The 21,195-nt window shown below is 47.3% G+C and carries 22 protein-coding genes; 13 read left to right on the plus strand and 9 right to left on the minus strand.

Annotated elements, in window-relative coordinates; all coding sequences use genetic code 11:
* Nucleotides 1-4 precede the first annotated feature (4 nt).
* Nucleotides 5-196, plus strand: a complete 192-nt coding sequence (locus U1F02_RS14685; protein ID WP_409991164.1) for a hypothetical protein — start codon at nt 5-7, stop codon at nt 194-196.
* A gap of 59 nt (nt 197-255) precedes the next feature.
* Here the strand turns inward: U1F02_RS14685 and U1F02_RS14690 are convergent, their stop codons facing one another.
* On the minus strand, nt 256-2,823 hold the full coding sequence (locus U1F02_RS14690) for an efflux RND transporter permease subunit (protein ID WP_409991165.1): 2,568 nt from the start codon (nt 2,821-2,823) through the stop codon (nt 256-258).
* A gap of 228 nt (nt 2,824-3,051) precedes the next feature.
* Nucleotides 3,052-3,393: a SelT/SelW/SelH family protein gene (locus tag U1F02_RS14695; protein WP_409991166.1), complete on the minus strand. Its 342-nt coding sequence runs from the start codon at nt 3,391-3,393 to the stop codon at nt 3,052-3,054.
* A 71-nt stretch (nt 3,394-3,464) separates the two neighbouring features.
* On the opposite strand from U1F02_RS14695, the gene U1F02_RS14700 reads away from it, so the two are divergent.
* The 3 genes from U1F02_RS14700 to U1F02_RS14710 all read left to right on the plus strand — a co-directional run bounded on the left by U1F02_RS14700 (nt 3,465) and on the right by U1F02_RS14710 (nt 6,368).
* On the plus strand, nt 3,465-4,301 hold the full coding sequence (locus U1F02_RS14700; RefSeq protein WP_409991167.1) for an FHA domain-containing protein: 837 nt from the start codon (nt 3,465-3,467) through the stop codon (nt 4,299-4,301).
* A 48-nt stretch (nt 4,302-4,349) separates the two neighbouring features.
* Nucleotides 4,350-4,880: an inorganic diphosphatase gene (ppa, locus tag U1F02_RS14705; RefSeq protein ID WP_409991168.1), complete on the plus strand. Its 531-nt coding sequence runs from the start codon at nt 4,350-4,352 to the stop codon at nt 4,878-4,880.
* 195 nt (nt 4,881-5,075) lie between these two features.
* Entirely contained in the window at nt 5,076-6,368 is a 1,293-nt protein-coding gene (locus tag U1F02_RS14710) for an MFS transporter (RefSeq protein WP_409991169.1), read from the plus strand.
* A gap of 64 nt (nt 6,369-6,432) precedes the next feature.
* On the opposite strand, the gene U1F02_RS14715 is transcribed toward U1F02_RS14710, so the two are convergent.
* Nucleotides 6,433-7,122: an SDR family NAD(P)-dependent oxidoreductase gene (locus U1F02_RS14715; protein ID WP_409991170.1), complete on the minus strand. Its 690-nt coding sequence runs from the start codon at nt 7,120-7,122 to the stop codon at nt 6,433-6,435.
* A 272-nt stretch (nt 7,123-7,394) separates the two neighbouring features.
* Here U1F02_RS14715 and U1F02_RS14720 point away from each other — a divergent pair, with 272 nt between their 5' ends.
* Together U1F02_RS14720 and U1F02_RS14725 are read left to right on the plus strand one after the other, a co-directional pair.
* Nucleotides 7,395-8,558, plus strand: coding sequence for a carbohydrate-binding protein (locus tag U1F02_RS14720; protein ID WP_409991171.1), 1,164 nt, complete (start codon nt 7,395-7,397; stop codon nt 8,556-8,558).
* A gap of 64 nt (nt 8,559-8,622) precedes the next feature.
* Entirely contained in the window at nt 8,623-9,684 is a 1,062-nt protein-coding gene (locus U1F02_RS14725; RefSeq protein ID WP_409991172.1) for a family 16 glycosylhydrolase, read from the plus strand.
* Here U1F02_RS14725 and U1F02_RS14730 read toward each other — a convergent pair.
* Complete coding sequence (locus U1F02_RS14730) at nt 9,661-10,872, minus strand: helix-turn-helix domain-containing protein (protein ID WP_409991173.1); 1,212 nt, start codon at nt 10,870-10,872, stop codon at nt 9,661-9,663. The two genes, U1F02_RS14725 and U1F02_RS14730, sit on opposite strands and share 24 nt — an antisense overlap.
* A gap of 109 nt (nt 10,873-10,981) precedes the next feature.
* Nucleotides 10,982-11,848, minus strand: a complete 867-nt coding sequence (locus U1F02_RS14735; protein ID WP_409991174.1) for a hypothetical protein — start codon at nt 11,846-11,848, stop codon at nt 10,982-10,984.
* A 204-nt stretch (nt 11,849-12,052) separates the two neighbouring features.
* Here U1F02_RS14735 and U1F02_RS14740 point away from each other — a divergent pair, with 204 nt between their 5' ends.
* Nucleotides 12,053-12,292 carry a hypothetical protein gene (locus U1F02_RS14740; protein WP_409991175.1) on the plus strand — a complete coding sequence of 80 codons (240 nt, stop codon included), beginning with the start codon at nt 12,053-12,055 and terminating at the stop codon, nt 12,290-12,292.
* Between the two features lie 55 nt (nt 12,293-12,347).
* Here the strand turns inward: U1F02_RS14740 and cysE are convergent, their stop codons facing one another.
* From cysE to U1F02_RS14760, 4 genes are read right to left on the minus strand one after another with little or no spacing between them, the layout of a single operon-like run.
* A complete protein-coding gene (cysE, locus tag U1F02_RS14745; protein ID WP_409991205.1) occupies nt 12,348-13,160 on the minus strand; it encodes a serine O-acetyltransferase in 813 nt (270 codons plus the stop codon).
* Between the two features lie 18 nt (nt 13,161-13,178).
* On the minus strand, nt 13,179-13,886 hold the full coding sequence (locus tag U1F02_RS14750; protein ID WP_409991176.1) for an HAD family hydrolase: 708 nt from the start codon (nt 13,884-13,886) through the stop codon (nt 13,179-13,181).
* 8 nt (nt 13,887-13,894) lie between these two features.
* Nucleotides 13,895-15,301: an MFS transporter gene (locus tag U1F02_RS14755; protein WP_409991177.1), complete on the minus strand. Its 1,407-nt coding sequence runs from the start codon at nt 15,299-15,301 to the stop codon at nt 13,895-13,897.
* A 9-nt stretch (nt 15,302-15,310) separates the two neighbouring features.
* Nucleotides 15,311-16,039 carry a M15 family metallopeptidase gene (locus U1F02_RS14760; RefSeq protein ID WP_409991178.1) on the minus strand — a complete coding sequence of 243 codons (729 nt, stop codon included), beginning with the start codon at nt 16,037-16,039 and terminating at the stop codon, nt 15,311-15,313.
* A 153-nt stretch (nt 16,040-16,192) separates the two neighbouring features.
* Here U1F02_RS14760 and U1F02_RS14765 point away from each other — a divergent pair, with 153 nt between their 5' ends.
* The 6 genes from U1F02_RS14765 to U1F02_RS14790 all read left to right on the plus strand — a co-directional run bounded on the left by U1F02_RS14765 (nt 16,193) and on the right by U1F02_RS14790 (nt 21,160).
* Nucleotides 16,193-16,483, plus strand: a complete 291-nt coding sequence (locus tag U1F02_RS14765) for a TfoX/Sxy family protein (RefSeq protein ID WP_409991179.1) — start codon at nt 16,193-16,195, stop codon at nt 16,481-16,483.
* 101 nt (nt 16,484-16,584) lie between these two features.
* Nucleotides 16,585-17,367 carry a Crp/Fnr family transcriptional regulator gene (locus U1F02_RS14770; RefSeq protein ID WP_409991180.1) on the plus strand — a complete coding sequence of 261 codons (783 nt, stop codon included), beginning with the start codon at nt 16,585-16,587 and terminating at the stop codon, nt 17,365-17,367.
* A gap of 141 nt (nt 17,368-17,508) precedes the next feature.
* Entirely contained in the window at nt 17,509-18,420 is a 912-nt protein-coding gene (gene htpX / locus U1F02_RS14775) for a protease HtpX (protein ID WP_409991181.1), read from the plus strand.
* Nucleotides 18,421-18,479: 59 nt separating this feature from the next.
* The gene (locus tag U1F02_RS14780) at nt 18,480-19,532 is read left to right on the plus strand and encodes a S1C family serine protease (RefSeq protein ID WP_409991182.1); all 1,053 of its coding nucleotides are present in this window, start codon (nt 18,480-18,482) and stop codon (nt 19,530-19,532) included.
* On the plus strand, nt 19,529-19,864 hold the full coding sequence (locus U1F02_RS14785; RefSeq protein ID WP_409991183.1) for a Rieske (2Fe-2S) protein: 336 nt from the start codon (nt 19,529-19,531) through the stop codon (nt 19,862-19,864). Before U1F02_RS14780 ends, U1F02_RS14785 begins: the two co-directional genes overlap by 4 nt.
* Nucleotides 19,865-20,005: 141 nt before the next feature.
* Nucleotides 20,006-21,160, plus strand: coding sequence for an iron-containing alcohol dehydrogenase (locus U1F02_RS14790; RefSeq protein ID WP_409991184.1), 1,155 nt, complete (start codon nt 20,006-20,008; stop codon nt 21,158-21,160).
* Nucleotides 21,161-21,195: the final 35 nt, after the last annotated feature.

The raw sequence follows: 21,195 nt of genomic DNA on the forward strand, positions 1-21,195 counted from the left end.
GAGAATGAGTTTTTTATTTATTTCGGCGTTAGTTTTGTATTTTGTGGCTGGAATCTTAGGGCTTCAGCTCATAGGTCTGCTGAAAATCAACTTCTTTAATGGAAATAAAGACACTAGCAAAAAAGTTTTTTCATTATTTTTGTGGGCTGCATCTTTAATATTATCTTTATATGTAATAGCAGCCACGAGAGGTTGAATTATTAAACAATAAAACACCAATAAAAAAGGGGTTCAACTGAACCCATTTTTTGTAGGTTAGATTTTTTCTGGACCAAGCGGTTTGAAGATAAGCAGCAGCTTCGGCAGCAAAGTGAGTGTTCCTATAATTGCCGTAAACATTGCAAAGGATGTTAAAACACCAAAATAAATCGACGGGATAAATTGCGACAGCGCGAGAATAGAAAAACCGATCACAATGGTTGCAGACGAATAAAACATGGCGCGGCCAATAGATGCATGAGAGCGATGCATAGATTCGATATAACTTCCGCAGTGCGCGAACTCTTCTTTAAAGCGATAGATATATTGAATCGCCTGATCCACACCAACACCGACGACGATTGCCGCAATGGTAGTAGTCATCATATCCAACGGAATTTTTGCTAAACCCATACCGCCCAATACGATACCCGCGGCCAAAATATTGGGGAAGATTGCAATCAAAGCGATACTGATGGAACGGAACAAAAGCAACATCATCAGCATAATGGAAATGAAAACTACAAATATGGTTTTGATTTGCGACTCAAACAAACTTGCCAACATGTTGTTGTAAAGCGTGAGCATGCCCGTGAAGTGAACTTGTTCTGGTTGCAACTTCATTTGTTCAGTAGCGTAGTGACCGATACGCTCTACCAGCTCCGCGCGGCGCAAATTAGGCGTAGTTTCTTTTACGCGCAAAGTAATGCGCGCTTGCTGCTTTTCATCGGACAAATAAGGTGCAATCAAAATATCTTTAATGTCTTTCGATAAAGCGCTGCGCATAACGCCCAGTTCAAAATCGTTTAACTTACCGCCATTAATATCTTGCGCAACTTGGTAGCTAATCGCTAAAGATTGAACCTTACCCACCTCTGGCAAACTCTCAAGGTAATCATGCAGCTGCTTGATTTGATCTAAACCGCCAACGCTAAACCAGTAACTTTTTGGAACGGCTTTGGCTTCGCTGGACGAACCTGCTTCAACAAAAGGATCATCTGAATCGGCACTCGCTTTTGCTTGTGCTGGCTCCGCGAATGGATCTTCTTCGGCAGTCGCGGCTGTGTCAGCTTTTTCAGTAACGGCGGGTACTTTAGGTGCATCCAAAATAATTTCCAGAGTGGCGGTTCCACCTAATTGTTTATCGATAACCGAAAGCCCGCGATAGATTTCGCTATCGGAATGGAAGTAATCGATAAAACGGTTTTCAACTTCCAGCTTACTCAAACCCCACACGGAACCGAGCGAAAGAAGAATGGTGATCAATACAATTTTTCCACCATGGAACTCCGCCATGCGTGAGAAAGGCAAGGTTAATTTTGCGGACTTGTCACCGCCATCACGCGGTTCGCCTTTTGGCAATAACATCAAACCCGCAGGCACAATCACAAACGATAAAATAAACGCGACTGTGAGGCCGATGGTCATCATCCAGCCGAAATCAATCACCGGGCGAATACCGCTCATCACTAAAGACATAAATGCAACGATGGTGGTGAGCGCGGAATATAAGCACGGCTCGACCATGGCTTTAGCGGTTTCCATTACCAAATGCGCCTGCGACCAATCGGCGTGCTTTGCATGAATCTCGCGGTAGCGAACCACAACATAAATAGTGAACGCGAACGCCATAATCAATAACAGCGCCACGAAATTTGATGAGATAACCGTTAGCCGCCAATCGATCCAGCTGAGCCAGCCGAGCATGAGCGCAACCGAAGTTAAGCAAGTCGCCAAAGGCAAAATGATAAAGCGCCACTGACGGAAAATAATCGCGAGCACAAATACAATAAATGCAACCAAGGCTACGCCGAATACAATCAAATCACTCTTAATATAGGTGAGCATGTCGGAAGTAATCATAGTCACACCGCCTAAAAAGATTTCGGCGTGGTCGTGATATTTGGCGGCTATATGACGAACGATTTCTACACGAGCGCTATCCGTTGCGGCAGCGGCCGTACGGTATTGCAGATACTCTTCTGACACGCGCTCCAATTCTATTTTTTCTTCAGAACTTAAACCGTCGGCATCACGTTTTGCACGTAACGCGTCGCGTTTACGTACGAGTTCAATAGCGTGATTGTTAACGTCGAGATTCATCAACAATGCTGTCGTTTTACCATCTGGGCTCAATAGCATGTTGCGATAGATGGGGCTGGTTAAAAATTCCTGTTTAGCTTGTGCGCGGTCTACGCCGGGGGTTAACAAAGTGCGCGTCGATTCCTTTTGTTCGGCAAGCGAACGCATAGGACTGTAAATGAGCGGAACGTCGATCATGGAATTGACGCTTTGTACGCCTTCCACTTTCGCCAGATCATCGCGCAGGTTTTTTAAAGTATTGATGGATTCGTCAGAAAACATTTCCGCTTTGGGCGAGTAAGTCACCACCAAAAAATCGCCGCGCTGGTAGCGTTGGTTAATTTCGCGAAAGTAATCGATGGTGTCGTCGTGTTCTAAGGTAAGCGAATCCGCAGAAGCATCTAATTTAAAATTGGGTAAACCCAAAATCGCCAGCGTTGTCAGGGCGAACAAAAATGTTAGAACTGCAAAGGGGCGTTTGATAATGGTGGATTCGTAAAGTGAAGCAACAGTGTTGTGAAACTTTTGCAGTCGATTTGACATGAGGGGAAAAACCTTTTCAATTAACTCAATGTTTTAAGAAACCGGTTAGTCAGTTTCTACGGCGAGAAGCGAATGACATATGAGAATTTGTGCAAACTCACCAGCGGATAGCAAAAACCTATAGCTATTATGAGGGAGCGTGCCAGCGATGAGAATCTTTATTAATGGCTTCACCGCAAAGGGTGACAATTATCAGGCCGGCAACTGAACAGGAAATTAACAGGCGAATTATTCTGCGCCGTCAGTCTTTGACTTGGTGTGACCATCAATATGACCCAAGGGTTTATCCGGCCACAACAGGTCGCGCACGCGAACCTTGAGTTCCTTAGCCTCTGGAAAACCATTGTCGCGCTTGCGTTCCCAAATCAGCTCACCATTTAGCCAGACTTCAAATACACCGCCAGTGCCAGGCTTTAGGGTCACTTCGTGCAAATCCCCATCAAAAGTAGAGAGCAGCTCTTGTGCTAACCAGGCAGAGCGAAGCATCCAGCGACATTGGTTGCAGTAATGAATAATCACTTTATTACTTAACAATGATGATTCTGACGACAAGTCATTCGAAATGGTCATAAACAAACCTAATGTGAATTGCTACAATCGCGTTTATTATAAAACGTCACATTCGCCCAACGGAATCGTCAATGCTGAAACTACATTTCAAGGATAACCGCCAACCTGCAGTTTGGGTGACGGAGAAGCTGTATAGCATTGGATCATCACACGACAACCAACTCACCATCCAAGACCAAAGCCTCGATCCTGTACACGCGAAACTCGTTTTGGAGGATGGCAAATACGTTCTTAAAGACAACAACAGCACCAGCGGCTGCTTTATCAACGGTCAACGCATTACCCAAAAAGAGATCCTTCCAGGCGACATAGTGCGTTTAGGCAAAATCGAGCTGATTGTGCTCGACCCTCGTAAGCTTAACGATGACGAACCTATGCAATCTGCGCCTTGGCGTCTGGTTTCAGATAGCAGTTGGCTACCGGGTAAGACTTTTATCATCATGCCGGAGCGCACTGTTGTGATTGGCCGCACCGATCAGTGCGATATCACCATCCCCGGCACGCATTTGTCGCGCCGTCACACGGAACTGAAGATTCAAGGCTCAAACCTGCTTGTAAAAGATTTGGGCTCCTCGAACGGCACCTTCCTTAATGAAAAGCAAGTTACCGAGGCTGTCGCGCAAAATGGTGACCGTTTACGCTTGGATGTATACACCTTTCGCTTGGTGGCGCCGGATGTGGACGGTAACAAAACGCGTATTCGCGCATCTATAGATAGCATCAGCAAGCCTGTTGAGCGTAAACAAGCCAGTAACGAGCCCAAGCGTTTTAAAACGCGCCCGACCTCACCCGGCAACCGCACTGAGCCAACCTACGAAGAATCCTCGCCTAGCTCGTGGAAATGGCTGCTTATCGGGGTAACAGTGCTCGGGGTTTTAGCGCTCATTGCCAGCAAATTCTTGTGGTAGAATCCGCACCGATTATTTTTTACGACAACCTCCTTTAGGAACTGCAATATGAGTTTTGAAAAAGTACCGGCGGGCAAGAGCCTTCCAGACGACTTCTACGTTGTGATTGAAATCCCCATGAACAGCGCCATCAAGTACGAAATCGACAAAGACGCCGATGCCCTGTTTGTTGATCGTTTGGTAAGCACCCCCATGCACTACCCAGCAAACTACGGTTACATTCCACAAACTCTTTGTGGTGATGGCGATGCCGCTGACGTATTGGTACTTTTCCCACAACCAGTACAAGCGGGTTCCGTGATTCGCTGCCGCCCAATCGCTGTGTTGAAAATGACCGACGAAGCCGGCGAAGACGCAAAAATCCTTGCTGTTCCGCACGACAAGCTCACCACACTCTACAGCCACGTGAAATCATCTGCCGATTTACCACCTGTTGTTCTTTCACAAATTGAACACTTCTTTGAGCACTACAAAGATCTCGAAAAAGGTAAGTGGGTTAAGGTTGAAGGCTGGGGCGATTTGGAAGCTGCACGTAAGGAAATCCTTGATGCAGCCGAACGCTACAAAGCAGGCAACTAATGCATTATCAACGGCCGCCTCGCGCGGCCGTTATGTTTTACCTATAAATATAAGCTTTAAAAAAATTGAGAGATAAAAAGTAAAATAAAAGCGCTACGGAAAAGTGTTACATACAAAAAGAATAGATCTGCGCACTATCAACCCAACTTCTAAAAAATTGGTGCGTATCCACCTCAAATAAAGCGGAAAAACGACATGACAACCAGTACCAAGAACCCAATCTTGTGGGTGCCTTCCGGCTACTTCACTATGGCGCTCACCTACAACATTCTCACCGCAGCCTGCGTGATTATGTTTAGTAATTTGGGCATGGATAACGCGCAAGCTGCGGGTTACGCAAGTGCACTCGGTTTGGCTTACACCTTCAAACCCGCATTCGCGGCCTTTTTGGAAATGTACAAAACCAAAAAATTCTTTGTACTTTTAACTCAGGTTTTGCAAGGTGTCGGGTTTATTGGAATCGCCTTGGTACTAGGCTTACCCAACTATTTCATCCCAATGATGGTGCTTTTCTGGGTCATTTCTTTTATTGGCTCTGTACAAGACATCACCTGTGACGGTGTGTATGTAACCTCGCTCAACAACAAGCAACAAGCCACTTATTGCGGCATTCAAAGTTTCAGCTGGAACCTTGGTAAGCTCGCCATCACCGGCGGTATCGTTATTTTCACTGGTGTGATGCATCAATACGTGTTCAAGCACGATCCTTTAGTTAACGGCCCGCAATGGATTGATTCGTGGCAAGCAGCCTTTGTATTGTTAGGTGTTGTTATGTTGGTGATGGCGGCGTGGCACTACAAGCACATGCCTGATGGTGCGAAGTCGGAGAATGCTCCGCCAAATGCCACTAAAGCCGTGGAAATGTTGATCGACGCTTTCGTTACCTTTTTCCAAAAGAAAAGTATTTGGTTAATGATTGGTTTCGCGTTCCTATTCCGCATCAGTTACGGCTTCTTGCTCGCACCAAGCGCGCTCTTTATGAAGGATTCTGTGACGAACGGCGGTTTGGCTATGTCTAACCAAGAGCTTGGCTTGATCTACTCAGTGTTTGGCCTTATCGCCAACATTATCGGCTCCTTCATCGGCGGCCTGTACGTGGCCAAGCGAGGGCTGAAAACGGCACTTTTCCCACTGTGTATTTGCATTAACGTACCCAACATCACCTTCTTGTTGTTGGCGATTTTCCACCCCCAAAGTTACTTCCTAATTGCTAGCGGCGTGATTATTGAGCAATTCTTCTTTGGTATCGGGTCTGTCGGCTTCATGATTTACCTCATGCAGCAATTGGCACCGGGCAAATACGCAACCACCCACTACGCGTTTGGTACTGCGTTAATGGCGCTGTGTATGATTTTGACCGGTATGGTGAGTGGCTACTTGCAGCAAATGATGGGTTACATCAATTACTTCATCTTTGTGATGATTGCGACCATCCCCTCTTTCCTGATCTGCTGGTACGCGCCTTTCCACCAAAAAGACGATGCCTAACAAGCAAAACCAAAAACGGCCGCATTGAGCGGCCGTTTTTCTTTTCAGCTATCACAAACATCCATCACGATGTCTTAACTGAGGATAGGCCTCCATCTATATGGAGAATCTGCCCCGTCATCCATTTAGACTCGTCGCCCAGTAAAAAACTCACCATGGCCGCGAGATCTTCTGGTGAACCAATCTGCTGGAGCGGATGTCGCTTGGCAGCGGCTTCCACTTTCTCTTCAGTCGCTAACAGCTTTTGGGCGAGCGGTGTTTGCGTGAGCGATGGCGCTATGGCGTTCACACGGATTTTGGGTGCCCACTCTGCCGCCAGTGATCTTGTAAGCCCTTCTACCGCGCCTTTAGCGCTGGCGATGCTCGCGTGAAATGGCATTCCAACACCCACGGCAACCGTACTAAACAGCACAACACTCGCACGCTCCGCCTTCTTCAAGTACGGCAGTACAGCCTGTAAACAATTCACTGCACCCATGACGTTAACTTGCCAATCATGCACAAAGTCTTCCGCGCTTAGGCGATGAAACGGCTTGAGGTTAATGCTGCCGGGGCAGTAAACAACACCATCCAGCCGCTCGGGTAACGAACTGACATCCAAGCTCGCGGTAGCGTCATTCTCGCAGACCTCTGCGCCTTGGATTTGGGTTGGGGTGCGTGCCCATACGTGTACGCCATGCCCCTGATTGATAAGCGCGAGCGTTACCGCCAAGCCAATCCCCGATGTTCCACCCACCACTAAAAACTGTTTCATGAAAACTCCACGCTCATGCTGATGGGGTTGATACGACGATGCCGGAGTTTTCGCTCAATCAGTTTCCACATCCCGCAAAAACAAAAGTGGTGACTTTACCGAAAGTAACGCGAACCACACTGTAAGGCACCAGCTTAAGCAGTTTGCGCAAACTGGTGCGCAAAAAATGCGGCGGGATACCACCATGAACTGGCGAGCTTCTCCATAGTTCGCGCGAAAAGAGTCTTTCATTAACCCATAGAGTCGTCTAATAACCAATAAAGGTACTCAACATGTTAAAACTCTCAAGGTTGCTGGGTTGGTCAGCGCTGTTGGCCGCCAGCCTGTTCGCCACAAGCCTTCAGGCAAAACCCTATAAAGCAGCAGAAATCTACTCCAAGCAAACCTATAAATATGGTCGATACGAAGTACGTATGAAGGTCGCCAAGGGTAGCGGCGTGCTTTCTACTTTCTTCACCTACAAAAATGGATCAGAAATCGGCAACACCTTCTGGGAAGAAATAGACATAGAAGTCTTTGGCAAAAACAACGCAACCCAATGGCAAAGCAACGTCATCATCGGCTCCAACCGCCCAACAACAAAAACCGAGGGTTTGCACACCACATCCTCACTGGGCGACGGCTACCACACCTATGTGTTGGAGTGGACACCCAGCTACATTGCCTGGTACGTGGATGGCGGACAGGTTCGTCGTATCAATGGCGGCCAGTTTGTAACCAGCCTGACTAGCAACCAAGACATCCGCTTTAACATCTGGGCGGCCAATATTGCTGAATGGGTGGGCGCGTTTGATCCTAATATTTTACCGGTGTACCAGTTCGTTAATTACATCGAATACAAACCTTACAACGCATCCACCAACAGCTTCACCACCACTGGCAGCTGGCGCGATGACTTCAACAGTTTTGACACCAATCGTTGGAACAAAGCCAACTGGACATTCGCGGAAAACTACGCGGATTTCGATACCAATAACGTCGTCGTAAAAGATGGAACCTTGGTACTGGCTTTAACCAAAGAAGGCGCGACCGGTTTTAACGGAACCGTACCTGCCGATGGAGGCTCTACTCCGGCGCCGAGCGTATTTATCGAAGCAGAAAGCTTTAACCAAGTGGGCGGTAGCGTGACCGTTTCTGGTGGCACCGTGGGCTATATAGATGCAGGCGAGTGGATGAAATATAACAACATAAACATCCCCGCCACAGGTACCTACAAGGTCGAATACCGCGTGGCATCAGCCGTCACCACTGCGCAATTCACGCTGGATAAAAGCGGCGTTGGCTTGGGCACCATCAGCGTGCCTAACACGGGCGGATGGGGAACATACACCACCATCTCACACAACGTTTCTTTAACGGCGGGCGTACAAAGCCTGGCGATATACGCCAACACCGGCGGCTTTAATATCGACTGGATTAAGCTCACCAAGATTTAACCACAGAAAACTGTTCCAACTCGGGTGGTAAGCTTTTACCACCCATTTTTTATGAGGCTTTACCATGCGTTCTTATTTGCGTTTGTCTGCTTTCCTTCTGGGCTTGGCCAGCACTTTGGTTATGAACCAAAGCATCGCCAAGCCATACAAAGGTGCCGAACTCTACTCCAACCAAAGCTACCAATACGGCCGCTATGAAATGCGTATGCGCGTCGCCAAAGCAAGCGGCGTCCTGTCTACTTTCTTCACCTACAAAAACGGCTCAGAAGTTGCGAATACCTTTTGGGAGGAAATTGATATAGAAGTCTTCGGCAAAAACAACGCAACCGAATGGCAAAGCAATATTATTTTGGGCACCCAGCGCCCAACACTTAAAACCGAAGTCGTCCATACCGCCGCAAGCTCACTGGCAGACGCTTACCACACCTACACGCTGGAATGGACACCCGACTACGTGGCTTGGTATTTGGATGGCGCTGAAGTCAGACGTATAAACGGCACCAGCACAGTAACCAGTTTGACCAACCCTCAATCCATTCGCTTTAACTTGTGGTCGTCGATTGCCGAAACTTGGGTTGGCCCGTTTGATGACAGCCAATTACCGGTTTATCAGTTCATCAACTACTTGGATTACAAAGCTTACAACACAACCACCAAAACATTTGAAGGTGGCTGGCGCGATGACTTCAATAGCTTTGACAGCAGCCGTTGGGGTAAAGCCAACTGGACATTTGATGAAAACCGCGTGGACTTTGTGCCGGAAAATATAGTGGTGAAAGACGGTATTTTGGTGCTGGCTTTGACTAAAGAAGGCGCGACTGGCTTTAGCGGAAACGCTCCTGCGGATGACACGAGCTCAACCAGCAGTTCCAGCAAGACTTCCAGTTCAGCGGCGACAAGCTCTTCCGTTGCGAGTTCGTCGAGTTCCGTTTCATCGAGCGCAGCATCTTCAAATGCAACCTCTTCAAGCCTTGCTTCTTCTAGCGCTTCATCCGCACAAGCGTCCTCGACACCAACGAACAATTCTGGTGGTTCGAGCGGCGGCGGTTCTTCCGGCGGAGGTGCGATTGGGTGGATTGAATTAGCAGGTCTTGCAAGCCTGTTACTGATTCGTAGACGAGTTTAATGATGAACCAGCGGCGTGTTGTTTTCGATAATCCGCCGCTGACATTCCAGTATAGCGTTTAAAAAAACGGTGGAAGGATGACTTGCTGTTGAAGCCGCACTCCAACAAAATTTCTAAGATTGTTTTATCTTCATAAGCTGGATCAACCAACATTGCTTTGGCTTTGTTGACGCGATAGGAATTTACGAATTCAAAAAAATTCGTCTCGAAATGCTGGTTAATAATCGCCGATACTTCGCGGTAATGAATACCTACCTGTTTGGCGAACTCTTCAATATTCAAGGTTGGCCTTAGATAAAGCTGTTGAACATCCATCCCTTCGCGAATGCGATTAATCAACTCAGGCGAATGCTCAGCGACAGCGGCAGTTTTTTCTTTTGGTTGGCTTTCGGCTTCTGGGTTTCCAAGGTCAATGCTTTTGGTTTCTACCGGTTTGGTCTCAAGCAATTGGTGCGCGTAAAGCAAACTGTAAACAAACAAGGCGTTAACCAAAATAAAAGTAATGTAGTTATCCAAAATGCCCAAGCTATCTGCTCGGCTAATGCCCACCGATTCACCCAGAATGTGAACCACCAGCGACCAAAACCAATTCAACGCAAAGCCCAAAGTCAGCAGCATTAACCACTGCGGCCCTTCCATACTCAAGCTGGAATAAAATGCCTTAAGTTGTTGCTTGTATCGCCACACTATCCACACCGCACTCGCCGCGTAAATAACGGTTATAAATTTTAGGTAATGCCACAAAAGACTGGTTACCTTAACGGTAAACGCCGTTTGTGTAGCGGAGGTGTAACGTAATTGATCGCTATCAATACGACCAAAAAACAACAAACCAATAACAACACAAACGTTAAATAAATGGATTGCCTGCCACCCACCAAATCGAAAATTTGCGCGCGTTAGCGAATCCACGTAAAGAAAAAGACTACTACTTTTCCCTACGACGCTTAAGCTCAACCCGAACGCCAGCAACCATTTCAACAAGGGCGATTCAATGTGCAAGTAGTTATTCCATAGCAATAGATTGCACAATGCATTAACACCAACACACAGAAAAAAGGTGCACAACAAACGCGATGCTATTTCTTTTTGTTGGGACAGTAACAATTGAAAAACCACCAGCAACAAACACACGGCCAGTGTTAGGACAAGAATTAAATCGTGGATATTGAACACAGGTGATTGCATGAATGCGCTCTTGGACAAAAACTTTCTTACACAAATCTCTTGCTAAAGCTTAAGGCAACTAAGCGCGGCGATATTTTTAGTTAATAACCGCGCTCGATTGAAATCTGCATCAATCTACTAAGCGAAGCCCGCTCGTATCAGGAATAACAACCTGAACTTGCGATTTTAATTGCCCCAAATCTGCTCCCACAGGAGCAAGGCCAACCTCAGGAATATGAATTACCGGTGCTTGAACGATGGGCTTTTCAGTGGCGGCAATCAAATCCTCTCCCAAATCAGCCAAGGTCCAATCTTCGAGTTCGATTTCTAGCAAAGGTAAATCCAATTTTTCATCTGGCGCAATTAAATCGGCACCCACGTCCGCAATCCCAAAATCAGGCGCAACAACCGTTGCAACAGGTGCAGGCGCTTTTTCACTTGCATCCAAAATATCGCCGCCTTCGGGGCGCAAGCTAATCGCACTTGTATCTATATCGCGCGGCTCTTCAATTTTCTTTTCACCAGCTTGCAACAAATCGGAACCTACTGGCGCCAAGCTCCAGCCGAATTGAGGCGTTGGGTTTTGCGCAGCGTCTTTCGCAGCTTGTTCTCGCCGGGCGGCTTCGCGTGCTTCTGCCGCTTCTGCCTCACGTTTGGCCACTTCCTCTTGCTGAGCTAATCGTTGTGCAAGCGTTAGCGGAGCAGCGGGTGCAGGCGCAGCAGGAGCAGGAGCAGGAGCAGGAGCAGGAGCAGGACGAGTTTCGCCCATAGGCACAACATCAACCTGAGCGCCCGTTTTGATCAGCGCCTCTTTATATTTTTGCGCACTCGCTAAATCCAAACCGCGTTTCAGGGGAACTGGGCGGCCACTAAAGAGCGTATCGATTTTCGCCGCATCAGCTTTAAATAATTGCTGCAGCCGCAACTTCACATCGGCCAATTGGTGACCCAAAACGATGTCTCCACGAAAAATAATGTCGAATTGTTGATCGCTCATAATTTTGTTAACTCGTTCACAAATTTTTATTATCTTCGCACAGATGCACTCTTATGCGGCATCAAAATCACTGTTTAGCCATATGAACCTTGGTATATGTTCCAAAAAGGTATCAATCGCTTGTGGCAAGCCCAAAATACCAAACCATACTCTAACCATAGCCGAATTTAGCAGTTAAGCATTTACTAAAGGAGCAGTTGTTAAATGAATGCTTTGTACCAACGCAAGATTGTGGTGAACGGAGAGCTCAAAGAAGCATCCAGTGTGCAGACCAAAGTGGAGCAGGACATTGCTTTTCTGCAGCACCGCATTAACTTGATGAAGAAACAAAAAATCCCCAATAGCGTTGTCATCGAAACTTACGAGAACATGCTGAAAAGTCGTCAATCCGTTTTGGCTTGGCTGCAAGATGGCAATAGCGAGCAAGAACTTAAATTGGTTTAGCCTTTGGTTATCAAAGGCTCCTCCCTCCGCATTCCGTCAATCTTATTTTTCTTTTTTAATCTTCTGTTAAACGATGATCCATATTCAAGGCTGGCTCAGCGACCACGGGCTTGCCCACAACTTTAGCCGGCACCCCAGCGACGGTTGTGTGTGGAGCAACCGGCTCTAACACCAAACTTCCTGCTCCAATTTTTGCCCCTTCACCAATTTCAATTCGCCCTAAAATTTTTGCGCCTACGCCAATAAGCACACCGCGTCGAATAATAGGGTGACGCAAACCTTTGGCACTGCCCGAACCACCGAGCGTTACACCGTGCAGCAGCGATACATTATCTTCCATCACCACAGTTTCACCCATGACTACGCCAGTGGCGTGATCAACCATAATGCCTTTGCCAATTGTGGCACCGGGGTGAATATCTACATCAAACTGCTGCGAAATTTGGTTCTGTAAAAATAACGCCAAGCATTGGCGGCCTTGCGTCCATAACCAATGGGCGATGCGGTGAGTTTGTAATGCCTGATAGCCCTTAAAAAAAAGCAATGGCATTGAATAAGTGCTGCAGGCCGGGTCGCGTTCACGGTGCGCGCAGATATCCGCGCGCATGGCAATTTCAATCGACGGATCTGCATTCATGGCTTCCACAAATACTTCGCGAATCATCAACGCGGGCATGGCCTGCGAATCCAGTTTATTCGCCAAATGAAAGCTAATAGCCGCCTGAAAATCAGCGTGATTCAAAATGGCCGCGTGATAAAAACTTGCCAACACGGGTTCCTGCTGGCTCGCCACCTCGGCCTCTGCACGAATTATTTTCCAGACATCGAAATGTGCCGAATTAGCGGTAGAGCTTGATAAGGACGCAATCTTCACTGCCGTATCCAACTATTGAGTTTCAAATATGAGTGCTATGAGTTCATCCATGTGGAAGAAACATTTTGCACCCAAGTTTTGCATTTGCGGGACCAAGCTATTTGGCTTGCCATCATGATCGGGCGGGCAATAAGCCAGCGCACGCATGCCCGCTGCTTTGGCGGCCATAACGCCGGTGAGCGAATCTTCCACCACAATTGCCTGTGCGGCGGGAACATTCATGGTTTTTGCGGCGTGTAAAAATAAATCTGGCGCAGGTTTGCCGCGAGCAACATCTTCAAAGCTAAAAATATTGCCGTCTACATAGGGCATTAAATTCGTTTTCACCAAGGTAACGGCCATTTTTTCATGTTTACCGTTTGAGGCAACGCAAAACGGAACGCCGCGTGCTTGCAATTGTTTCAATACGGACTCAACACCTTCAACGGCAAACAGGCGATCATCACAAGCAACCAAGGTTTGTAATTGTACGTGACGCCAAAAGGCTCTGCCGCGCTCATCGCGCTCTGCTTGCGGAACGTCTTGCCAACTTAACTTTTCGGTTAACTCAGCGGTAATCATGCTGATGCAATCAGGCACTGATTTGCCGCGATAAGACTCCAGCGAATAATAAGGGCTGACGTGAATTCCGTAACGTTCAGCAAGACATTCTGAAAAAACTTGCGCCGACAAAATTTCACTATCGACCAACACACCATCACAATCAAAAATAACCAACATAAAATTTCTTACTCAATATTCACTGGAGACAAAGACGCTTTTGCGTTATCAACTGCAGGATAAGGTGCAATTAATAACAACGCGAAACCTGCAACTAAAAACACAATTAATGCGCACATACCTATTCGTACAGAATCGGTAAGGACTGTCAGTGTTGCAACCGACAAAGGCGCAAAGAAAGAGGTTGCGCGCCCCGCAAATGCGTACAAACCGAAATAACGCCCCGCTTCTTCCACACTAACACTGCGCGCAAGAAAGGAACGGGACGACGCTTGCGCGGGGCCAAACACCAACCCAATCAATAAACCAAAAAGCACATAGGCTTTTTCGGCTGCTGTTCCAAACAAACCGCCTGAATCTGCCTGCGATAATTGCAATAATCCAAACAAGGTATAGCCCGGCCCGGTAGACACAATGCCGAGCGTTGCAATAATCAAACAAACGAGGCTAACAGAGACTACTTTTTTTGAACCCATTCGAACATCAAGTTTTCCTGCAAAGTAGCAGCCGAATATGGCGATGACCAAAAGCAAAATTCCGTATACGCCCATCTCAACGGTTTTCCAACCAAACATGCCCGCCGCAAAAGTGCCACCGAGTGCGAGCAAGCCATTGATACCATCTTGGTACAGCATACGCGCCGCCAAAAACTTCAACACGGGTGCGCGATCTTTTAGTTCCAGTAAGGTTTGTTTTAATTCACTCAAGCCGTGTTTAATCGCGGTATTAAACGGCAAACCAGTACTTGTGTCTGGCGTAAACAAAAATAATGGAATGAGAAAAACAAAATACCAAAGCGCCGCTAAGGGGCCGGTAATGCGAGCGTCTTCACCGGCCGATGCATCCAAACCAAATAGAGGAGTTAATCCAATTAATGTTTTTCCTGTTGCAGGGTTCCCCGCTAGTAACAACAAGACGATAAAAAGCGCAACCAAACCTCCTGCGTATCCCAAACCCCACGCACTATTAGACAAGCGCCCTACTTCCGTTTTATTGACCAAACGCGGCAACATGGAATCGTTAAATACAATAGAAAATTCTGCTGCTATGGTCGCCAGAATAATGCATAACATAGGTAGCCAAAGTGCAGAGCCGGGCGCGGCGAACCATAAGAACATAAGCGAAGAAATTTTTATTACCGCGAAAAAGCCAATCCATTTTTTGCGCGAACCGGATGCGTCGGCAATGGCCCCCATTACAGGCGACAACAACGCGATTGCTATGCCAGAAATCGTTACCGTATAACCCCAGGCGGCTTGCCCAGCAGTGGGGTCCGCCACCAATCTCGACACAAAATAGGGGCCGAAAATAAAAGTAAGTACAACAGTAAAAAAAGGTTGTGCCGCCCAGTCGTAAAACATCCAACTGATAATGCCGCGCTTTTTATTTGAATTAGGCAAGACGGAGTCGCTCATGGATTCTCATTAAAGTTGATAAGGTTTTATGTAGTTTTGGTAAATAGTGGGTAAGAGTTTCAGCACACTATCTTTCAAGGCAATGTCCGTTGTCTGCAACTTTTCGCGCAATACAGATTCCGTCAATTGTGTTGCAAATATTCGTGCGAGTGGCGCGTAGCTTAAATGCCAAGGCTCGGGGGAAATGCTTCCAACACCCTTTACATAGGGGCGATAAAACTCACTTGGATTATCCTGTAACTCTACCGTTAGCCACTGGTGAAACTCCGCACAAACGCCATCACCTTCGGTTTCTTCTGTGGTTAATTGCAACTCGTAGTGATCCGGCATGCGCGAGGCATCGTAGACGTCAACATCTGTGCCCCAATGATGTCTTGATGCACCCGGTAAAGCGGACCAACGCAAAATGGCGAAAACCTTTTCGTCATCATTCAATTGGCTCATATCAACCGGCCGCCCCACATCGTCCAACACCGGGCGCAACCCTAGTGCCTTATTGTTCCAAATGAGCAGCTGTCGATCGAAACTGCGAAAACCGCTGGCGATACGCATGTCAAAACCGGCATTCGAGGCTTTTTGCCGAAGAGCCTGAACAGCATCTGTGATTCCGGGATGGATCATTGGTCCATTATCAAACAACCTGACTAAATGTTGATCAGTTTCGCCAATTAGGTCACAATCCGGCAACAAAGGTGTTTTAACCTCTTGGTCGAGGGCGTTTGGTGTACCCAATTTCATGTTTGCACCTTTGTTAAACCGTTATGGGCGCCGTGAAGAATTAAAACTTGCGGCGCAGCATTAACAGGTTACTATAAGGACTGACTATAAATGGATATTTATAGATAGCGGGGAAATAATCATAACTCAATTGTACGGAGCAGGATCTTCAAGATGGCAAGCAGCAGTGAATTACTACAGTTGAAAAACCTCGGTATGGCGTCAGTTAACATTCTGCATGCGGTAGGAATCAATACCTATGCAGACTTAAAAAAGATTGGCGCTGTAGAAGCTTACCTACGAATAAAAGCGCGCGACATCAACGTTTCCAAAGTCATGCTTTACGCCTTGCAGGGTGCATTGATGAATGTACATTGGAACGATCTCTCACCGGAATTAAAGCTTCAGCTAGTGAATGAAGCTGAGAACGGCATAGTAAATCACGAAGCACACGCGGTCGGGTAACACGACCCTTAAATTCTCAAGTCTGGGGCGTTGTGCGCAGAATTTCCTCAGTAACACGCTACACTTAAGTAATAATTTGTGTAGCTTTTACTGAGGGTGCCATGCATTTACCAACCAAACAATCCGACTCAATCTCTGATATAGCGGTTAAATCTCGCAGTTTGACGGAACTGTTTCTGCAAAACCTGTTGCCAGTAGCAAACCCCATTGAGATCAGTGTTAGTAACGATATTTTTGCTAACCAGCCTTCTACACGCCTGCTATTAATCACAGAAGGCCAAGTGTATTACCGCGTCCGCGGCAAACTCGTGGCGGTTTTCGAAGAAGGCGATCTTATTGGATTGACCCGCTCGCTTAACCTGAATGAAGGCGTATTTAGCTGCATCGATAAGGTTCAGCTTGTCCCCTACGAGCGCGATGAGCTAATCGCACACGTCAACGCAGACCTGAAGCTCCAAAAAAACTGGGCGCATTATCTGGTGTGTAACGTTGCCTTCTTCCAAAACGCTTTAGCGCAAGAAATTCGCGCCGAATTCCAACCACAAGCCGGGTTTATTCATTTTCACAAAGGTGAAGTCATCATCCGGCAGGGCGACGAAGCCGATAAGGTTTATACCTTACTGGACGGTAGCGCGGACGCGGTGTGTGACGGCGTAAAAGTTGGGGAGATTAACACCAATGAAATTTTCGGTGCGCTCGCCGTATTCACCCGCCAACCACGTATCGCCTCAGTCATCGCGACTAGCGATTGCACAGTGTTGGCGGTACGCAAAGAAGAATTTGTTGATTTGATCGATCACCAACCCCAAATCTGCATGGGCTTAATTGAAGAAATGGCCTCCAAGATCAATCAGCTCAACAACCAGTTGCTCGCAAAACAATAACCTGATTTTGCCCTGAAGCCCGCAACGGTGAATTGTCGTTTTATTTACCGTTCCTGCTGCGTTGAATTTCGTCCAAGTGAACATATATAGGTGATAGATTGTCTTATCGGGCAATTCACTATTCACTTGAGGAGATTCACTGTGTTACGCATAGGCTTATTTTTATTAACCAACCTCGCCATCATGATCGTTGCGGGTATTGTGATTAATCTGTTGGGCGTAGGTAAGTTCATCAGCCACGGCCAACTGAACCTGCAAAGCCTGTTTATCTTCTGCGCCGTGTTTGGCTTTACCGGCTCCTTCATCTCCCTATTTATTTCCAAATGGATGGCAAAACGCTCCATGGGCGTCGAGCTGATTGAAAATCCACGCAACGCTGATGAACGCTGGTTGGTGGATACAGTTGCAGATCTCGCCCAAAAAGCAGGTATCAAAATGCCTGAAGTAGGCATTTTCCCTGCACAAGAATCCAATGCTTTCGCGACTGGCTGGAACCGTAATGACGCTTTGGTTGCGGTAAGTCTCGGCTTGCTCCAACGTTTTGAGCGTGACGAAGTGCGTGCTGTACTTGCCCACGAAATCGGTCACGTTGCGAATGGCGACATGGTTACCTTGAGTTTGATTCAAGGCATCGTAAACACCTTTGTGATGTTCTTTGCCCGTATCGTTGGCTTTGCCATTGACCGTGCCCTTCAAGGTAACCGCGACAGCGAAAGCAGCGGTCCCGGCATTGGCTATTACGTAGGTTCATTCGTCGCAGAAATTGTGTTCGGTATTTTGGCATCTATGATCGTTGCTGCCTTCTCCCGCTACCGTGAGTACCGTGCTGACGAAGCCGGTGCGAACCTAGCTGATCGCAACGCTATGATCCGTGCTCTGCAACGCTTGCAAGTTGAAAGCGGCCAAACCTCAATGCCCGCCAGCATGCAAGCCTTTGGTATTTCCGGTGGTATGGGCCGTTTGTTTGCGAGTCATCCGCCCTTGGAAGACCGTATCCAAGCTTTGCGCAATGGCCACAACAGCCCGGACTCTTTGCGCCAAAGTCTGTCCTAATAGTTACCTGTAACTCTCACCAACCTGCAACACAGTAAAAGGTATCAGGAGCTTAAGGAATGCCAGGTTCTAAATGGTTACGCGGTTTAGTATTTGGATTGGCGGCTATGGCGACTACAGCCAAAGCCGCGCCGGAATTCGCCACTGACGATGAACGCAACAGCATGCAAGTGTTCGAGCATGCTCGCCCCAGCGTTGTGTTCGTGACCAACGAGCAACTGGCGCGCGACCCGCGTTCATGGGACATCATGAGCGTTCCAGCCGGCTCAGGTACTGGCTTTGTGTGGAACACCGAAGGCTACATAGTCACCAATTACCATGTAGTTGAAGGTGCCAATAAGGTGATGATCACGTTACAGGATCAATCTTCTTGGCCCGCAAAAGTGGTTGGCTTGGCACCGGAACGTGATCTCGCCGTACTTAAAATTACCGCACCCAATGAGAAGCTGATTGCCTTACCCTTGGGCGATTCCAGTCAGCTGTCTGTTGGGCGTAAAGTCTTAGCCATCGGCAACCCGTTTGGTTTGGACGCAACACTAACCACTGGCGTCGTTAGCGCTCTGGGGCGTGAAATTGAATCCCCAAACCAACGCAAAATTGGCAACGTCATTCAAACGGATGCCGCTATCAACCCCGGCAATTCGGGCGGCCCATTACTGAATTCTCAAGGCCAGCTTATTGGCGTAAACACCATGATTTACAGCCCGAGTGGTGCCAGCGCAGGCATAGGTTTCGCTATTCCGGTGAATACCGTTAAAGACGTTGTGCCCCAGCTCATCAAAAACGGCCGCATCATTCGCCCCGTGATGGGTTTTGAATCTGCCCCGGAACAATGGGCATTGCAAAGCGGTATAGAAGGCTTGCCGATTTTGCGTGTATTCAACAATTCTCCCGCTCAGGCGGCTGGTTTACGTGGTGTGTCGCGCAACAATTGGGGTCAACTTGTATTAGGTGATGTGATTGTCGCTATCGACGGAAAACTCACTCCCAACAACGACACCTATATGAGCATTCTGGAAACCCATAAGCCCGGTGATACGGTTGAAATTCAATTGGTACGCGAAGGCAAAGTCATAAAACGCACGTTAACCCTCGCCGCACCACCAAGATGATCGAACCTAAAATACTGCCCACTGGTTTACTGGCGAGCAACATTCCCGAAAACGGCAGCAAAGGCTTTGAATGCAACGGCGAAAAATATTTCGCCGTTAAAAAACAAAATCAGATTTACATTTACATCAATTCTTGCCCCCATATTGGCGTTGCGCTTGAATGGGTCGAAGATACTTTTTTAGATCACAGCCGTACCATGATCCAATGCGCAAACCACGGTGCGCTTTTTGTCATTGAAACCGGCGCTTGCGTCACTGGCCCATGTATGGGAAAAAAATTAAACGCCGTGAATTTTACGCTCGTTGATGACATGATTTTTTTAAATCGTTAAATTTAAAGATTCCGAACCGCTCGTAAAAATCAACCAAAGGCGGCCCAGCCTCACCTAATCGGTAAACATGGGTAAATAAACTCACCTTATTGCCACCGTTGATTTACATTCCGTTTTTTTACTCGCCACGAGGATTTCATCATGAATAACTTCAGCTTCAGCAACCCAACCAAAATTGTGTTCGGCGAAGGCCAAATTAGTGCACTTGCCGATTTGATTCCCGCAAACGCTCGCGTTCTTTTAACTTACGGCGGCGGTTCCATTAAGAAAAATGGCGTGTACGACCAAGTGATTAAAGCGCTGGAAGGTAAAACCTTTTTTGAATTTTCAGGTATAGAGCCAAACCCACATTACGAAACCTGCCAAAAAGCGATTGCATTGATCAAAGAAAAAAACCTTGATTTCTTACTGGCGGTTGGCGGCGGTAGCGTTGTGGACGCCACCAAATTAATTGCAGCTGGCGTGAACTTCGATGGCGAGCCATGGGATATTTTGGAAAAACACGCACCCGTTACCAGTGCATTACCCATTGGTTGCGTGCTCACACTTCCAGCAACCGGAACAGAAAGCAACGGTAACTCTGTGGTGACCAAAGCAGCGACACAAGAAAAGCTCGCATTCGGTAGCCCACTGGTTTATCCGCAATTCGCTATTCTTGATCCAACCACAACTTACTCATTACCACCGCGCCAAATTTCAAACGGTGTTGTGGATGCTTTCGTTCACATCATGGAGCAGTATTTGACTTATCCCGTGAACGCAAAAGTACAAGACCGTTTTGCGGAAGGTTTGTTGATGACCTTGATTGAAGAAGGTCCTAAAGCTTTGGCGAATCCAACCGATTACGAAATCCGTTCAAATGTTATGTGGGCTGCCACCATGGCATTGAACGGTTTGATTGGTGTTGGTGTTCCGCAAGATTGGGCAACGCACATGATTGGTCACGAACTCACGGCAATGCACGGTTTGGATCACGCGCAAACCTTGGCGATTGTGTTGCCTTCCGTAATGAATCAACAACGCAATCAAAAACGCGGTAAGTTGATTCAATACGGTAAGCGTGTTTGGAATTTGAATAACGCAAACGAAGATGAATTAATTGATGCGGCTATTGCAGCGACTAAAAATTTCTTCGAGCAAATGGAAGTCCCCACGACCTTCAAAGGTTACGGTTTGGATGGAAGCTCCATTCCTGCACTGGTAGAAAATGTTATCAAACACAACCCAAATCCGTTGGGTGAGCATGGTGATATTACAGCTGAAGTGACACGCAAAATTTTGCAAGCTGCAGCTTAATTATATCCCTCCTCCAGTTCCGCATTTTGGATGGG

The sequence above is a fragment of the Cellvibrio sp. genome (assembly GCF_046347455.1).
Lineage (GTDB): Bacteria > Pseudomonadota > Gammaproteobacteria > Pseudomonadales > Cellvibrionaceae > Cellvibrio.

Coding starts and splice junctions, on each gene's coding strand:
- U1F02_RS14700 (WP_409991167.1), top strand. CDS start 3,465: ATGCTGAAACTACATTTCAAGGATAACCGCCAACCTGCAGTTTGGGTG.
- U1F02_RS14780 (WP_409991182.1), top strand. CDS start 18,480: ATGCCAGGTTCTAAATGGTTACGCGGTTTAGTATTTGGATTGGCGGCT.
- U1F02_RS14690 (WP_409991165.1), bottom strand. CDS start 2,823: ATGTCAAATCGACTGCAAAAGTTTCACAACACTGTTGCTTCACTTTAC.
- U1F02_RS14740 (WP_409991175.1), top strand. CDS start 12,053: ATGAATGCTTTGTACCAACGCAAGATTGTGGTGAACGGAGAGCTCAAA.
- U1F02_RS14770 (WP_409991180.1), top strand. CDS start 16,585: ATGCATTTACCAACCAAACAATCCGACTCAATCTCTGATATAGCGGTT.
- U1F02_RS14725 (WP_409991172.1), top strand. CDS start 8,623: ATGCGTTCTTATTTGCGTTTGTCTGCTTTCCTTCTGGGCTTGGCCAGC.
- U1F02_RS14720 (WP_409991171.1), top strand. CDS start 7,395: ATGTTAAAACTCTCAAGGTTGCTGGGTTGGTCAGCGCTGTTGGCCGCC.
- U1F02_RS14755 (WP_409991177.1), bottom strand. CDS start 15,301: ATGAGCGACTCCGTCTTGCCTAATTCAAATAAAAAGCGCGGCATTATC.
- U1F02_RS14730 (WP_409991173.1), bottom strand. CDS start 10,872: ATGCAATCACCTGTGTTCAATATCCACGATTTAATTCTTGTCCTAACA.
- U1F02_RS14760 (WP_409991178.1), bottom strand. CDS start 16,039: ATGAAATTGGGTACACCAAACGCCCTCGACCAAGAGGTTAAAACACCT.
- U1F02_RS14710 (WP_409991169.1), top strand. CDS start 5,076: ATGACAACCAGTACCAAGAACCCAATCTTGTGGGTGCCTTCCGGCTAC.
- U1F02_RS14695 (WP_409991166.1), bottom strand. CDS start 3,393: ATGACCATTTCGAATGACTTGTCGTCAGAATCATCATTGTTAAGTAAT.
- ppa (WP_409991168.1), top strand. CDS start 4,350: ATGAGTTTTGAAAAAGTACCGGCGGGCAAGAGCCTTCCAGACGACTTC.
- U1F02_RS14735 (WP_409991174.1), bottom strand. CDS start 11,848: ATGAGCGATCAACAATTCGACATTATTTTTCGTGGAGACATCGTTTTG.
- U1F02_RS14715 (WP_409991170.1), bottom strand. CDS start 7,122: ATGAAACAGTTTTTAGTGGTGGGTGGAACATCGGGGATTGGCTTGGCG.
- U1F02_RS14685 (WP_409991164.1), top strand. CDS start 5: ATGAGTTTTTTATTTATTTCGGCGTTAGTTTTGTATTTTGTGGCTGGA.
- U1F02_RS14750 (WP_409991176.1), bottom strand. CDS start 13,886: ATGTTGGTTATTTTTGATTGTGATGGTGTGTTGGTCGATAGTGAAATT.
- U1F02_RS14785 (WP_409991183.1), top strand. CDS start 19,529: ATGATCGAACCTAAAATACTGCCCACTGGTTTACTGGCGAGCAACATT.
- U1F02_RS14765 (WP_409991179.1), top strand. CDS start 16,193: ATGGCAAGCAGCAGTGAATTACTACAGTTGAAAAACCTCGGTATGGCG.
- U1F02_RS14790 (WP_409991184.1), top strand. CDS start 20,006: ATGAATAACTTCAGCTTCAGCAACCCAACCAAAATTGTGTTCGGCGAA.